At 68.4% G+C, this 13795-nt stretch carries 12 protein-coding genes; 3 read left to right on the plus strand and 9 right to left on the minus strand.

From position 1 onward, the window contains the following. Positions 1-14: 14 nt before the first annotated feature. Positions 15-1034: an inner membrane protein YhjD gene (gene yhjD / locus NM203_RS31765; protein WP_255064938.1), complete on the plus strand. Its 1020-nt coding sequence runs from the start codon at positions 15-17 to the stop codon at positions 1032-1034. A gap of 4 nt (positions 1035-1038) precedes the next feature. Here yhjD and NM203_RS31770 read toward each other — a convergent pair whose 3' ends face one another. From NM203_RS31770 to NM203_RS31790, 5 genes are all read right to left on the minus strand, one after another. After that, positions 1039-1287 carry a hypothetical protein gene (locus NM203_RS31770; RefSeq protein WP_255064939.1) on the minus strand — a complete coding sequence of 83 codons (249 nt, stop codon included), beginning with the start codon at positions 1285-1287 and terminating at the stop codon, positions 1039-1041. A gap of 48 nt (positions 1288-1335) precedes the next feature. Continuing rightward, the gene (locus NM203_RS31775; protein WP_255064940.1) at positions 1336-2568 is read right to left on the minus strand and encodes a D-alanyl-D-alanine carboxypeptidase family protein; all 1233 of its coding nucleotides are present in this window, start codon (positions 2566-2568) and stop codon (positions 1336-1338) included. A 114-nt stretch (positions 2569-2682) separates the two neighbouring features. After that, a complete protein-coding gene (locus tag NM203_RS31780) occupies positions 2683-3675 on the minus strand; it encodes an SMP-30/gluconolactonase/LRE family protein (protein WP_255064942.1) in 993 nt (330 codons plus the stop codon). Further along, positions 3675-5060 carry an aspartate aminotransferase family protein gene (locus NM203_RS31785; protein ID WP_255064943.1) on the minus strand — a complete coding sequence of 462 codons (1386 nt, stop codon included), beginning with the start codon at positions 5058-5060 and terminating at the stop codon, positions 3675-3677. Before NM203_RS31785 ends, NM203_RS31780 begins: the two co-directional genes overlap by 1 nt. Continuing rightward, on the minus strand, positions 5057-5578 hold the full coding sequence (locus NM203_RS31790) for an Lrp/AsnC family transcriptional regulator (RefSeq protein WP_255064944.1): 522 nt from the start codon (positions 5576-5578) through the stop codon (positions 5057-5059). The genes NM203_RS31785 and NM203_RS31790 overlap by 4 nt, the downstream gene beginning before the upstream one ends. 124 nt (positions 5579-5702) lie before the next feature. Between NM203_RS31790 and NM203_RS31795 the strand changes: the two genes are divergently transcribed. Both NM203_RS31795 and NM203_RS31800 read left to right on the plus strand, forming a co-directional pair. Next, positions 5703-7178, plus strand: coding sequence for a gamma-aminobutyraldehyde dehydrogenase (locus tag NM203_RS31795; protein ID WP_255064946.1), 1476 nt, complete (start codon positions 5703-5705; stop codon positions 7176-7178). Between the two features lie 77 nt (positions 7179-7255). Then, a complete protein-coding gene (locus NM203_RS31800; protein ID WP_255064948.1) occupies positions 7256-8443 on the plus strand; it encodes a GNAT family N-acetyltransferase in 1188 nt (395 codons plus the stop codon). 77 nt (positions 8444-8520) lie between these two features. Here NM203_RS31800 and NM203_RS31805 read toward each other — a convergent pair whose 3' ends face one another. The 4 genes from NM203_RS31805 to NM203_RS31820 all read right to left on the minus strand — a co-directional run bounded on the left by NM203_RS31805 (position 8521) and on the right by NM203_RS31820 (position 13711). Then, a complete protein-coding gene (locus NM203_RS31805) occupies positions 8521-9900 on the minus strand; it encodes an NAD(P)/FAD-dependent oxidoreductase (RefSeq protein ID WP_255064949.1) in 1380 nt (459 codons plus the stop codon). Beyond that, positions 9897-11237 carry an NAD-dependent succinate-semialdehyde dehydrogenase gene (locus NM203_RS31810; RefSeq protein WP_255064951.1) on the minus strand — a complete coding sequence of 447 codons (1341 nt, stop codon included), beginning with the start codon at positions 11235-11237 and terminating at the stop codon, positions 9897-9899. Before NM203_RS31810 ends, NM203_RS31805 begins: the two co-directional genes overlap by 4 nt. 76 nt (positions 11238-11313) lie before the next feature. After that, on the minus strand, positions 11314-12174 hold the full coding sequence (locus NM203_RS31815) for a universal stress protein (RefSeq protein WP_255064953.1): 861 nt from the start codon (positions 12172-12174) through the stop codon (positions 11314-11316). A 10-nt stretch (positions 12175-12184) separates the two neighbouring features. Further along, positions 12185-13711 carry an APC family permease gene (locus NM203_RS31820; RefSeq protein ID WP_255064954.1) on the minus strand — a complete coding sequence of 509 codons (1527 nt, stop codon included), beginning with the start codon at positions 13709-13711 and terminating at the stop codon, positions 12185-12187. Positions 13712-13795 lie beyond the last annotated feature (84 nt).

Genomic DNA, 13795 nt, shown 5'->3' on the forward strand with positions numbered 1-13795 from the left:
ATGGGGAGGCGTGGATGACCGAACCGGCCGAACCGGGGATACTCGACCGGTTGCGTGCGCGCTTCGGCTGGCTCGACCGCACCATGCGGGCGCAGGGGCGGTACAACGACGTCAAGGGCGACTTCTTCGCCGCAGGCATCACGTACTTCACCATCTTCGCGCTGTTCCCACTGCTCATGGTCGCGTTCGCCGCGGCCGGCTTCGTGCTGGCCAGCAGGCCGGAACTGCTCGCCGACGTGACGGCGAGCATCAAGACCTCCGTGTCGGGCGATCTCGGGCAGCAACTCGTCGACCTGATGGATTCGGCCATCGACTCGCGCACCTCGGTGGGCATCATCGGCCTGGTGACCGCCGCGTGGGCCGGGTTGGGTTGGATGGCCAACCTCCGCGAAGCGCTCTCGGAGATGTGGGTGCAGCGGCGCGAGCCCGCGGGGTTCGTCACGACGAAGCTGTCCGACCTCGCCGCGCTGGTGTCGACGTTCGTCGCGCTGGCCGTCACGATCGCGCTGACAGCCGTCGGCAGCTCCGGATTGTTGCGGGAGGTGCAGGAACTGCTCGGGCTGGAAGGCGTGCCGGGTGCCGGCGTCTCGCTGCGCATCGGTTCCCTGGTGCTCTCACTGCTGGTGTCGTGGCTGCTGTTCACCTGGATCATCGCCCGGCTGCCGCGCGAGTCGGTGAGCTTCCGCAGCTCGCTGCGCGCCGGCCTGCTCGCGGCGGTCGCCTTCGAGATCTTCAAGCAGGTGGCGTCGATCTACCTGAAATCGGTGGTGACCGGGCCCGCGGGAGCGACGTTCGGGCCGGTGCTCGGCCTCATGGTGTTCGCCTACATCACCGCACGACTGATCCTGTTCGCGACCGCGTGGGCCGCCACGTCGCCGGACAATCTCGCGGCCGCACCGGTCGAGCCACCGAACCCGGCGCAGATCACCGCGCGCGTTCAGGTGAACGAGGGGATCGGCGTCGGCGGGGCGTTCGCGGCTGCGGCGGTGGGCGCCGTTGGTGCGCTGGGGCTTTCGCGGCTGTGGCGGCGCTAGCGGATCAGATCCGGATCACCTTGCGAATGCTGATCGCGTCGGAACCGCAGAGCCGGCACGTCAGCGGACGAATCTTCAAGCGCAGGTTCGAGATCGAGAGCGCCTGCTTGCAGAACGGGTAGCAGCACCCGCAGGACAGCGTGATCCAGAACGTCGCGGGGTGGTACTCGGGGCTGCAGAATTTCTTGCAGGCACAGGGGAGTTCGAGCTCGTAGTCCAGTTCCTCGAGCGAGAACTCGGCGACAGTCGTCACGATTGCAAAGGTTAAAGCGGAGGTTGAGGCTTGTCCGTTAGGCGCGCCCTAGCGGGCCGGGCGGCGATTCAACGATCGGGCACCCATCATCAGCCCGAAGACGATCAGCGCGCCCACCACGCCGACGCCGACCCGCACGGGGGTGGCGTCGACCGCGGGCAGGGCCGTCGCCAGGTCCTGCGTGCCGGGGGCGCCGGGCTGCACCTGGCCGGGATTCGGCGCCGTGAGGGAGGGATCGGGTTCGATCAGCGTGCCGACCGTCGTGCCGGGCGGGGTCGCGAAGCCGTAGTCGAGCAGCCGGGCCGCCTGTTCCCACGGCGCGATCGGCTGCCGGGTGCCGCGCAGCAGCACGGCCACCAGTCGCCGGCCGTCGCGGTTGGCGGCGCCGACGAAGGTCTGGCCGGCGTCGTCGGTGTAGCCGGTCTTGCCGCCCATGGCGCCGGGGTAGTTGGCCAGCAGCTTGTTGTCGTTCTCGATGGGATACCCGGCGTCACCGCGACCGGGGAAGTCGAACGTCCCGGTGGAGACGATGTCGGTGAACACCGCGTTCTGCCAGGCGTAACGGTAGAAGAGGCCGACGTCGTAGGCCGACGTGCTCATGCCGGGGCCGTCGAGACCCGACGGCGTCGCGACCCTGGTGTCGTGGGCGCCCAACTTGTCGGCCAGGGTGTTGAGCTTGCCGAGTGCGGTGTCCATGCCGCCGAGTTGCATGGCGAGTGCGTGGGCGGCGTCGTTGCCCGAGTGCATCAGCAGGCCGTGCAGGAGGTCGTTGGTCGAGTAGAAGCCGCCCTCGCCGACGCCGACCTTGGTGCCTTCGGCGTTCGCGTCGTCCTGCGTGCCCGCGATCACCTTGTGGATGGGGAGTTCCTTGATGGCCTGCATGGCGACGAGGACCTTGATGACGCTCGCCGGGCGGTGCCTGGCGTGCGGGTCGCGCGCCGCGATGATGTCGCCCGAGTCCAGGTCGGCGACCAGCCACGCCTCGGCGGAGACCTCCTCGGGGACGGGCGGGGTGCCCGGCGCGGTGATGATGCCGCAGTTCGACAGCGCCTCACCGCCGATCGGCGACTCCGGTACGGCCAGCGGTTCCGGGGTCGGGTCACCCGGTTTCGGGACCTCGGAGGCGTCCACCGCGGGCGGCGTCGTGACGCGGTACGCGCAGGGATCCGGTTCGGGGTCGGCTGCGGCCGACGGTGCGCCGACGAGGACCGGAGCCGTCAGCACCGCGGCGGCGGCGACCAGGCAGGCGAGGCGGCGTGATGCCGATCCGAAAGTAGCCATCGTGGTTGGAGGTTAGGAGATCGACGGCGGATATCCGCGGAGCCACGCTGTGACTGGTGTGACTAATGTTTCAAATGAGGTCTAACTGGTTACCGCATGCTCGGTCGGACGCGTCTACAGCTCGACGTACGCCAGCGCGGGGAACTCGATCGTCGCCATCCAGAGCCTGCCGCCGGTCTCCACGACGCCGGTGACACCGCCGAAGTCGGGATGCTTGGTGCGGACGCCGCCGACCACCTCGCCCGAGTCGGGGTCGAAGCCGACCACCCAGACCTCCGGCTCGACCTTCGGCTGGAAGCGCGCGGGCAACCGCCAGATCACCTTGCGGATCCACGGCGGCTTCGGCATGAGGCCCTCGGCGGCCGGGTTGGCCGGTGTCACCAGCGCCACCCAGATCCGGCCGTCGACCCCCGTCGAGATGTTGTCCGGCATACCCGGCAGATGCACGGCCAGCGGGGTGACCGTGCCGGCCTGCGGGCCCGACAGCCAGTACTTCGACAGCCTGCGGCCCAGCGTCTCGGCGAACACCAGCGCCGAGCCGTCAGCGGTCACGGTCACGCCGTTGGCGAAGTACAGGTCCGGCACCACGGTGTCGACGCCGCCGTCCGGGGTGAGCCGATACAGGCCGCCGCTGGGACGGGCCTCCAGCACCGGCGCCAGGAAGTGCTCGAAGTGAAAACGACTGGTGGACTCGGTGAAATAGATTGTCCCGTCAGCGGTTTCGGTGACGTTGGAGCAGAACTTCAGCGGCCGACCTGCGACGTTGTCGGTGAGCACGTCGAGCTTTCCGCTCGCCGGGTCCAGCGCGAGCAGCCCCCGGTGGCTGTCGCAGATCAGCACCCGTCCGTCGCGCGCGACGTGCAGGCCCAGGGGGCGCCCTCCGGTGTCGGCCACCACCGTCTGCTCACCGCCGTCGGAAGACAGCCGCACGATCCGGCCGTCGACCAGGCCGGTCCACAGCCTGCCGTCCGCGTCGACGACGACGTCCTCCGGCCCGTCGCCACCGACCGGGACGACGGTGACGGGCCGGGCGGGCACGTCGGGTATCGCCTCGATCGGCGGCGGCTGCCAGCGGACGGGATCGATCGACGGTTTGCGGGTGCTCACTAGAGCATCTTGCTGGCGCGTCCCAACACGTCGTTGAGGATTTCGTAGATCGCGTCGAATTCCGGCTGCCCGCAGATCAGCGGCGGCGCGAGCTGCACGACCGGGTCGCCGCGATCATCGGCGCGGCAGTACAGCCCGGCCTCGAACAGCGCAGGCGTCAGGAAGCCGCGCAGCAGCCGCTCGCATTCGTCGTCGTTGAACGTCTCCTTGGTGGTCTTGTCCTTCACCAGTTCGATGCCGTAGAAGAACCCCTCGCCGCGAACGTCACCGACGATCGGGAGGCTGTACAGCTTCTCGAGTGTCGACTTGAACGCCGGCGCCATCTGCTTGACGTGGTCGTTGATGCCCTCGCGCTCGAAGATGTCGAGGTTGGCCAATGCCACCGCCGCGGACACCGGATGACCGCCGAACGTGTAGCCGTGCCCGAACACCGTCGACCCGTCGTTGAACGGCTCGAAGAGACGGTCGCTGGCGATCATCGCGCCGATCGGCGAGTAGCCCGACGTCAGGCCCTTGGCGCAGGTGATGATGTCGGGCACGTAGCCGAAGTCGTTGCACGCGAACATCGAGCCGATGCGGCCGTACGCGCAGATGACCTCATCGGACACCAGAAGGACGTCGTACTCGTCGCAGATCTCGCGGACCCGCTCGAAGTACCCCGGCGGCGGCGGGAAGCAGCCGCCCGCGTTCTGCACCGGCTCGAGGAAGACGGCCGCGACGGTGTCGGGGCCCTCGAACTCGATGGCCTCGGCGATGCGGTCGGCGCAGTAGCGCCCCCATGCCTTGGGATCGGTGCTGAATTGCTCAGGCGCCCGGTAGAAGTTGGTGTTGGGCACCCGAAAACCGCCGGGAGTCGGGGGGTCGAACGGCGCCTTGAAGGTCGGGATGCCGGTGATGGCGAGGGCGCCCTGCGGGGTGCCGTGATACGCGATGGACCGCGATATCACCTTGTACTTACCCGGCCTGCCGGTCAGCTTGTAGTACTGCTTGGCCAGCTTCCACGCGCTCTCGACGGCTTCGCCGCCGCCGGTCGTGAAGAAGACCCGGTTCAGGTCGCCCGGTGCGTAGCCGGCGAGGCGCTCGGCGAGTTCGATCGCGGGCGGCGTCGCGAAGGACCACAGCGGGAAGAAGGCGAGGGTCTCGGCCTGCTTGGCGGCCACCTCGGCCAACTCGGAGCGGCCGTGCCCGACCTGGACGACGAACAACCCGGACAGTCCGTCGATGTACTTGTTGCCGTTGCTGTCCCAGATGTTGACGCCCTCGCCGCGGGTGATGATCGTCGGCGTGATGTCGTCGCCGTGGCGGGCGAAGTGCCCCCAGAGGTGGCGGTTGGCCTTCGCGCCCATGTCGCTGGCGGTCGTCGGCGCGTTTTCGGTGATAGTCATCTTGTACCCCAATTGTATTGCTGTTTAACGAGTTTCAAATAGACGAGGGTTTCGGTGGATATCACTCCCGGAACTGCGCGGATCTTGGTGTTGAGCAGGTCGAGCAGATCGCCGTCGTCCTCGCAGACGACCTCGACGATGGCGTCGAACGACCCCGCGGTGAGCACCACGTAGTCGACGGATTCGATCTTGGACAGCTGCTCGGCGACCTTGGTGGTGTCACCGGTGCACTTGATGCCGATCATGGCCTGGCGCGCGAAGCCGAGTTGCATGGGATCGGTGACGGCGACGATCTGCATCACCCCGGCGTCGACCATGCGCTGCACGCGCTGCCGCACCGCCGCCTCGGAGAGTCCGACGGCCTTCCCGATTCCGGCATAGGAACGTCGGCCGTCCTGTTGCAGCTTCTCGATGATCGCCTTGGACAACTCGTCCAGCTGAAAGGCGGCACCGGGTCGCGATTGGTTGATTCGCAACGAGACGGCCTGGATGCCCTGAGGCGCACCCGGGTTGACCATGGACACGATTGTGCACGGAATTCGTCTCCCGCCACAACCATCTGATGCGAAATCGTTCGTTGGAGGCGGTTCACACCACGGTAATGCGTAGCCGCGCGCCCACGGCGTCCGTTAGCGTGGGGACATGAGTATGGCGAGCAGCTGGATCGGCGGGACCGCAGTCAAGACCGACGGTGCACCGCACCGGATCGTCAACCCCGCTACCGGCGATGCGGTCGCCGAGTTCGCCCTGGCCACCCCTGCCGACGTCGACGCAGCGGTCGCCGTCGCACGAGCGGCGTTGCGCGGCTGGTCCACGGCTACCCCCGCCGATCGCGCGGCGGTGCTGTTCAAGCTGGCCAAGCTCGCCGACGAGAACGCCGAGGCACTGGTCGCCGAGGAGGTCTCCCAGACCGGTAAGCCCGTCCGGCTCGCAGGAGAGTTCGACGTCCCCGGCAGCGTCGACAACATCGACTTCTTCGCGGGTGCCGCGCGGCATCTCGAGGGCAAGGCGACCGCCGAGTACTCGCCCGATCACACCTCCAGCATCCGGCGCGAGGCCATCGGAGTCGTCGCGACGATCACCCCGTGGAACTACCCGTTGCAGATGGCGGTGTGGAAGGTCCTGCCCGCGTTGGCCGCCGGATGCTCGGTGGTGATCAAGCCCGCCGAGATCACGCCGTTGACCACGCTGACGCTGGCGCGGCTGGCCACCGAGGCGGGTCTTCCGGACGGTGTGCTGAACGTCGTCACCGGCGCCGGATCCGACGTCGGCACCGCGCTGGCCGGCCACGCGGGCGTCGACCTGGTGACGTTCACGGGGTCGACGGCCGTCGGCCGACGGGTGATGGCCGCGGCCGCGGCGCACGGTCACCGGACGCAGCTCGAGCTCGGTGGCAAGGCGCCGTTCGTGGTGTTCGACGATGCCGACCTGGGCGCCGCGATCGAGGGCGCGGTCGCCGCGTCGCTGATCAACACCGGGCAGGACTGCACCGCCGCCACCCGCGCGATCGTGGCCCGGCCGCTGTACGACGACTTCGTCGCAGGTGTCGGCGAGCTGATGGGCAAGATCGTCGTCGGCGACCCGCACGACCCGGATACCGATCTGGGCCCGCTGATCACAACGGCGCACCGGGAGAAGGTCGCGGCGATGGTGGCGCGGGCACCGGGGGAGGGCGGCAGGGTCGTCACGGGCGGCGAGGCGCCCGACGGGCCGGGGTCGTTCTACCGGCCGACGCTGATCGCCGACGTCGACGAGCGGTCCGAGATCTACCGCGACGAGGTGTTCGGCCCGGTGCTGACTGTGCGCTCGTTCACCGACGACGACGATGCGCTGCGGCAGGCCAACGACACCGAGTACGGGTTGGCGGCGTCGGCGTGGACGCGCGACGTGTATCGCGCCGGACGGGCGTCCCGCGAGATCAACGCCGGCTGCGTGTGGATCAACGACCACATCCCGATCATCAGCGAGATGCCGCACGGCGGTGTCGGTGCGTCGGGCTTCGGCAAGGACATGAGCGACTACTCCTTCGAGGAGTACCTCACCATCAAGCACGTGATGAGCGACATCACCGCGGTGGCCGAGAAGGGTTGGCACCGCATCATCTTCACGAAGCGCTAGTTGCGCCGGAATAGTATTCCTAGTCGTCAAGTCTCGGGCTTGACGACTGGGAATGCCGTTCCGGCGAGAGAGGGTGGATGGTGAGCGCGCTCGAGGTTCGCGACGCCGTCGAAGACGACTGGCCCGGCATCCGGTTGCTCACCGGTGTCAGCTACGGCGCCAACTGGCGGCCCGAGACGTTCGACGCCTGGCGGACGCTGATGCCGCCCCGCAGTTCGGTGGTCGTCAGCGACGGGCCGGACATCGTCGGGATGGCGCACTACCTGGACTTCGCCATGACGGTGCCCGGTGGCGCGCAGCTACCCGCCGCGGGCATCACGTGGGTCGGCGTGGCGCCCACACATCGCCGTCGGGGCCTGCTTCGCGCGATGTACACCGAACTGCACCAACGGATTTCAGACGCGGGTTATCCGCTGGCCGGACTCACCGCGACCGAGGGCGGCATCTACGGCCGCTTCGGCTACGGGCCCGCGACGATGGAGACGCAGCTGTCGGTGGACCGGCGGTTCGCCCGACTCCACGCGGACGCCCCCGACCCCGGTGGCGTCCGCGTCGTGCGGCCCGGCGACCATCGCGACGAACTCGCGGCGATCTACGACCGGTACCGGCGGCTGACGCCCGGCGCGCAGGTGCGGCCGACGGCACTGTGGGACGACCTGCTCGCCGACTGGGAGGACTCGCGTCGCGGCGGCACGCCGTGGTTCTGCCTGCTTCATGCCGACGGCTACGCGCTGTACCGCATGCATCGCGGAGCCGCGAGAAACGTTCGGGTGGAGGAGTTCAGGGCCGCGACGGCCGACGCGCACATCGCGCTGTGGCGAACGCTGGCGGGCATCGACCTGGCGGAGACCGTCAGCGTGTCGACCCACGCTCGGGACCCGCTGCCCCACCTGCTGACCGACGCGCGACTGGTGCAGACGACCGGCGTCGAGGACGAGCTGTGGCTGCGCATCATGGACGTCAGCCGTGCGCTCGAGGCCCGCAGCTATGCCACCGATCTGGACGTCGTGCTCGAGGTACACGACGGATTCCGTTCCGACGGTGGAAGATTCGCGCTGTCAGCCAGTGCCGGCCGGGCGCAGTGCGCCCGTACCGATGCCGCGCCGGACCTGACCATGGATCTCGACGTGCTCAGCGCGCTGTACTTCGGCGTGCACTCGGCGGCGACGCTGGCGAGCGCGGGCCGGATCCGCGGTGACGGTGCCAGCCGTCTGGACGCGGCGCTTTACAGTGCCGTCCCGCCGCAGTTGGGATTCGGCTTCTAACCCAGCATCGAGTGTTGACTTCTGCGACGCGAGAACGAAAATCGCGTGGCGGTAACCAACGTTCGCGCAAAGCGTTGCTAACGCCCGGCGATCAGACCCGCGACCCTTGCGAACGGTGAGGTCGTCGGGCGGCCCTTGAACTCGGCGCGGTCGGCGGTCCGGTAGAGGGCGTAGATACCCTGCACCGCCAGCCACCGCAGCGGCTCGGGCTCCCAGCGCCGGGATCGGTGGCCGTTCCACGGCAGCCGGGTCAGGTCGGTGTCGCGGCCGAGCACAAGATCGCACAGCGTGCGGCCCGCGAGGTTGGTCGCGGTGACCCCGGTACCGACGTAGCCGCCCGCCCAGCCCAGTCCGCTGGCCGGATCGAGGCCGACGGTCGCCGACCAGTCCCGCGGCACGCCGAGCACCCCGGCCCACGCGTGGTCGATGCCCGCCGACGCGGCCGCGGGGAAGAACCGGCGCAGCAGCGCGGTGAGGCTGTCGATGGCGGCCTGCTGAGTGGCGCCGTCGGTGTCCACCTTCGATCCGTACCGGTACGGCACGCCTCGGCCGCCGAACGCGATCCGGTCGTCGGCGGTGCGCTGCGCGTACATGTACACGTGGGCGAAGTCGCCGAGCGTTTCCCTTCCCGCCCAGCCGATCTCGTCCCACGCCGCCAACGACAGCGGCTCGGTGACGATCATCGACGAGTTCATCGGCAGCCACGTCCGATGCTCGGCGCGCAGGTTGGCGGTGAAGCCCTCGGTGGTGCGCAGGACGTGCGTCGCCCGCACCGTGCCGTGATCGGTCACGGCGACGCCGGGCCGGATCTCGGTGACGGTCGTGCCCTCGTAGATCGGCACGCCCGCCCGCTCGACGGCGTCGGCCAGGCCGCGGACCAGTTTGGCCGGGTGGATGCGCGCGCAGTGTGGATGCCAGATGCCGCCCAGCGTGCCCGCCACGTTGATCCGCGCGGCGCTGTCGGCGGAGGACAGCAGTTCGGCGTCCACCCCCGGCCACTCCGCATCCGCCTTCGCGGTCTCCAGCAGCCGCGCCTGCTGGGCGGGGGTGTAGGCGACGTTGAGCTCGCCGCCCTTGACGATGTCGGCGTCGATGCCCTCGGCCGCGGCCACCGCGATGACCTCGTCCACGGTCTGGTTCAGCGCGCGCTGGTGGTCGATCGTGGCCTGCCTACCGTGCGCCGCGGCGTAGCGGGCCCGCCCGCCGGTGATCTCGTGAGTCAGCCAGCCGCCGTTGCGCCCGGATGCGCCGAAGCCCGCGAACCGGCTCTCCAGCAACACGATTCGCAGGTCGGGCTGCGCCTTCTTGAGGTAGTAGGCCGTCCACAATCCGGTGTAGCCCGCGCCGACGATCGCGACGTCGACGTCGAGTGAGCCGGCCAGCCCGGCGCGGACGCCGGGCAGGCCGAGCTGCTGCCACCAGAACGAGACACCGCCGTTGCTGGTCGTGGTGCTCACGCGATGCGGATGAGCTTCTTGTTCACGAACTCGTCGATGCCGAAGCGCCCGAGTTCGCGTCCGAAGCCCGAACGCTTGACTCCGCCGAACGGCAACTCGACACCCTCGGCGCCGACCGCGTTGACGAACACCATGCCGGCCTCGATCTTGTCGGCGACGCGCTTGGCCTGCTCGTCGTCGGTGGTGAACACGTAGGAGCCCAGGCCGAACGGGGTGTCGTTGGCCAACTCGACCGCCGCGTCCTCGTCGGCGACCTTGTAGACCGACGCGACGGGGCCGAACAGTTCCTCGCGGTAGTCGCCCGGCACGTTGGTGAGCACGCCGGGCGGGAAGAAGGCGCCGTTGCGGCTGCCCGTGCTCGTCAGTTCGGCGCCCGCGTCCACGGCGCGCTGCACCTGCTCCTCGAGCCGTTCAGCCGCCGCCACCGAGGACAGCGGCGCGAGTCCGTCGGCCTTGTCGAGGACCTTCTTGGTGAACTTGTCGAGGAACTCGTCGTAGACCGACTCGGCGACGATGATGCGCTTGGCCGCGTTGCACGCCTGCCCGGTGTTCTCGAAGCGGCCGTCGATCGCGGCCTCGACCGTCGCGTCGAGGTCATCGGAGCTCAGCAGGATGAACGGGTCGGACCCGCCGAGTTCCAGCACGACCTTCTTCAGGTTGCGGCCCGCGATCTCGGCCACCGCCGCACCCGCGCGTTCGGAGCCGGTGAGTGAAACCCCTTGCACGCGTGGGTCCGCGATGGCGTCGGCGATCTGCTCATTGGTGGCGTACACGTTGACGTAGGCGCCCTCGGGGTATCCGGCGTCGGTGAAGATCTGCTGCAGCGCGGCGGCGGACTCCGGGCACTGCGGGGCGTGCTTGAGCACGATCGTGTTGCCCACCGTCAGGTTCGGGCCCGCGAATCGTGCCACCTGGTAGTAGGGATAGTTCCACGGCATGATGCCCAGCAGCACGCCGACGGAGCTGCGCCGTATGAGCGCGGAGCCCTCACCGTCCAGCAGGGTGATGGGCTCGTCGGCGAGGAACTTCTCGGCGTTGTCGGCGTAGTACTGGTAGATCGCGGCGCTGAACTCGACTTCTCCGACCGACTGATCCAGCGGCTTGCCCATCTCGCGCTGAATGATCTTGGCGAGCTCGTCCTTGCGCTCCTCGTGCAACTGCGCCACCCGGCTGATCAGCGCGGCGCGCTCGGCGATCGTCGAGCCGCGCGACCACTCGCGGTGCGCTTTCGTGGCCGCTGCGATGGCGTCCTCGATCTGCGCATCGGTGGCCGTGGGGTACTCCTTCACCAGCTCGCCGGTCGAGGGGTCGACGACGGCGTAGGTGATCGTGCTCATGTGTTCACTTCTCCTGTTGTGCGATGGGCAGGCGCCGAAACGGCGAACGACGTTTCAGCGCATGACATTTTCGACGCTACTCGTCCTTCGGGACGACAATCACCGGAACGTCGACGCCGGCGAGAATGCGGGCGGCCGTCGAGCCGAGGAAGATGCGCTTGGGTGCCGCGAAGCGGCTGGAGCCGACGACCAGCAGGGCGCCGTCATCCCAGCTGAGCTTCTTCAGCGCGGATTCGAGCGTCAGTCCGTCGGCGACCAGCGAATCGATCTCGGGGGCGTCGGGCAATGCCCGCGCCGCCACCCCGAGGTTGGCCTGGGCGGCATCCACCTGGAGTTGGCGCACCTCGCGGGCGCTGCTCGCCTCCGCGAGGTTCTCGGCGGACACCAGCGACAGCATCCGGATGGAGATGCCCGCCGCACTGGCGAGCGTGATGGCGAACGGCAGCGGGTTGTCGTCGCCCGGACGCGTGGGCACCGCAGCGGTGATCTCGGTGATGGAGTCGTCGGGATCCTCGGCGTAGCCACGTGGCGCGAGCGCCACCGGAATCGACGACGTGTGCAGCAGGGCGCCGGTGACCGGGCCGATGGTGTGCCCCCCGAAGAAGCCGTCGCGAGCCCCGCCCACGACGATCAGATCCGATTCCTTCTCCTCGGCGAAGGCCGCCAGCGACTCGGCGAACGAGTCGCCGACGACCACGTTAGGAGTGGCGGTGACACCGTCCTTCGCGAGCGCCGCGATGGCCTTCGCGATCCACTCCTCGCCCTTCCGCATTAGCAACTGCTGGTACTCGACGCGGCCGGGGTGTCCGTCGGGGAACTCCTCGCGAACGACGAGGACGACGTCAACGGTGGCACCGAAAGTCCGGGCCAGGGCGCTGGCCAGGGCGACACCGTCGTCACCCGTGGGCGTGGCCAGATAGCCGACCGTCAAATGCATTTCGTCTCCTCTAGAAGGTGTCGGGGACCTTGACCTCGGTGGACGCGTTGAGCGTCTCGCCCCGGAAGAAGCGCTTGGTGCCGAAGGCGAAGCACGCCAGCATCAGCGGGATGCCGAGCACCAGCATGCCGACGCCCAACACGAAGACGCCGCCGACCGGACCGAAGGCCGTGTAGCCGTAGTCGGGCGCCATCATGTCGTAGGCGCTCTTGCCGAATGCCAGCGTCATCGCGAGCGCGCCCAGCAGTGGGAAGATGCCGCGGAAGAACAGGTTTCGGGCCGACTGGAACAGCGTCCTGCGGAAGTACCAGACGCAGGCGTAGGCGGTGACGCCGTAGTAGAAGGCGACCGCCAATCCGAGCGAGGCGACCGAGTCGGCCAGTGCGTTCTCCGAGAGGAACGTCAGCACCAGGTAGAAGAAGAGCGCCGCGAGCCCCATGACGATGGTGCCGAACGCCGGGGTCATGTACTTGGGGTGCACGCTGGCGAACCGCTTGGGAATGGCCTCGTAGACCGCCATGGACAACGATCCGCGGGCCGTGGGCAGGATGGTGGTCTGCGTCGACGACAGCGCCGAAACCGAAACCGTCAGCAGCAGAAGCGATGCCAGGATCGAGCCGGCCACCGGTTCGCCGAGCACCGTCAGCACGTCATCGGTGTTGTTCGCGTTGTTCAATCCGATGCCCACGTTGCCGAAGCCGGCGAACGACTGGATCGCGTACGCCACCAGCACGTAGGTGCACACCAGGATCAGCGTGGTCACGACCGCCGCGATGCCAGGGGTCTTGCCGGGGTTCTTCGTCTCCTCGCCGACCGCTAGACAGGCGTCCCAGCCCCAGTAGATGAAGATGCACAGGATGATCGCCGCGGCGATCGAGGACATGTCCAAGCCGCTCGGCCACAGCCACGACAGTTGCGGGGTGATCGCCTGTGCGCCGGCCGTGCCGGTGAACACCCGGACCAGTGCCCAGATGCTGGCGACGATCAGCACGCCGAATTGGATGGTGATGAGGACGTTCTGCATCCTCTCGGAGACGACGACGCCGCGGGCGCTGACCAAGGTCATCGAGAGGATGAAGAAGGAACCGAGCAATACCTTCGCCCAGATGTTCTCGGCGAGCGCGTCCTGGCCGAGGAACTTGAACAGGTAGATCGCGGCGACCTCGGCGACGTTGGCGAGCACGATGATCGCCGACACCGCCAGACCCCAGCCGCCGATCCACCCGATCCACGGACCGAAGGCCTTCGTGCCCCAGGTGAAGGTCGTTCCGCAATCGGGGGTGTCCTGGGACAGTTCCTTGTAGGCGAACGCCACCAGGAGCATGGGGATGAAGGCGAGTACGAACATCGACGGGGCCTTCTCGCCAACAGCCAGTACCACGTATCCCAGCGTGGCGGCGAGGCTGTAGGCGGGCGCGACCGCCGCGAGACCGATGACGACGTTGCCGACGAGGCCCAGTGCACCCGCCTGGAGTCCCTTGCCCGTGACGGCGGGGGTAGCGGGCGCGGCGGGAGCCGGAGGTTCAGCGATTGCCATGGATGCTGAATATACGGTTCGAGTCGTCTGTGCGCGTGAGTACGACGAAGTAGTTTTCGCGGCGGTAACCCAGCAACGAAATCC

The sequence above is a fragment of the Mycolicibacterium arenosum genome, from assembly GCF_024320865.1.
Taxonomy (GTDB): Bacteria; Actinomycetota; Actinomycetes; order Mycobacteriales; family Mycobacteriaceae; genus Mycobacterium; species Mycobacterium arenosum.

Excerpts from the sequence above, each read along its gene's own strand:
- yhjD (WP_255064938.1), top strand. The coding sequence starts at position 15 with ATGACCGAACCGGCCGAACCGGGGATACTCGACCGGTTGCGTGCGCGC.
- NM203_RS31775 (WP_255064940.1), bottom strand. The coding sequence starts at position 2,568 with ATGGCTACTTTCGGATCGGCATCACGCCGCCTCGCCTGCCTGGTCGCC.
- NM203_RS31785 (WP_255064943.1), bottom strand. The coding sequence starts at position 5,060 with ATGACTATCACCGAAAACGCGCCGACGACCGCCAGCGACATGGGCGCG.
- NM203_RS31790 (WP_255064944.1), bottom strand. The coding sequence starts at position 5,578 with ATGGTCAACCCGGGTGCGCCTCAGGGCATCCAGGCCGTCTCGTTGCGA.
- NM203_RS31795 (WP_255064946.1), top strand. The coding sequence starts at position 5,703 with ATGAGTATGGCGAGCAGCTGGATCGGCGGGACCGCAGTCAAGACCGAC.
- NM203_RS31800 (WP_255064948.1), top strand. The coding sequence starts at position 7,256 with ATGGTGAGCGCGCTCGAGGTTCGCGACGCCGTCGAAGACGACTGGCCC.
- NM203_RS31810 (WP_255064951.1), bottom strand. The coding sequence starts at position 11,237 with ATGAGCACGATCACCTACGCCGTCGTCGACCCCTCGACCGGCGAGCTG.
- NM203_RS31815 (WP_255064953.1), bottom strand. The coding sequence starts at position 12,174 with ATGCATTTGACGGTCGGCTATCTGGCCACGCCCACGGGTGACGACGGT.
- NM203_RS31820 (WP_255064954.1), bottom strand. The coding sequence starts at position 13,711 with ATGGCAATCGCTGAACCTCCGGCTCCCGCCGCGCCCGCTACCCCCGCC.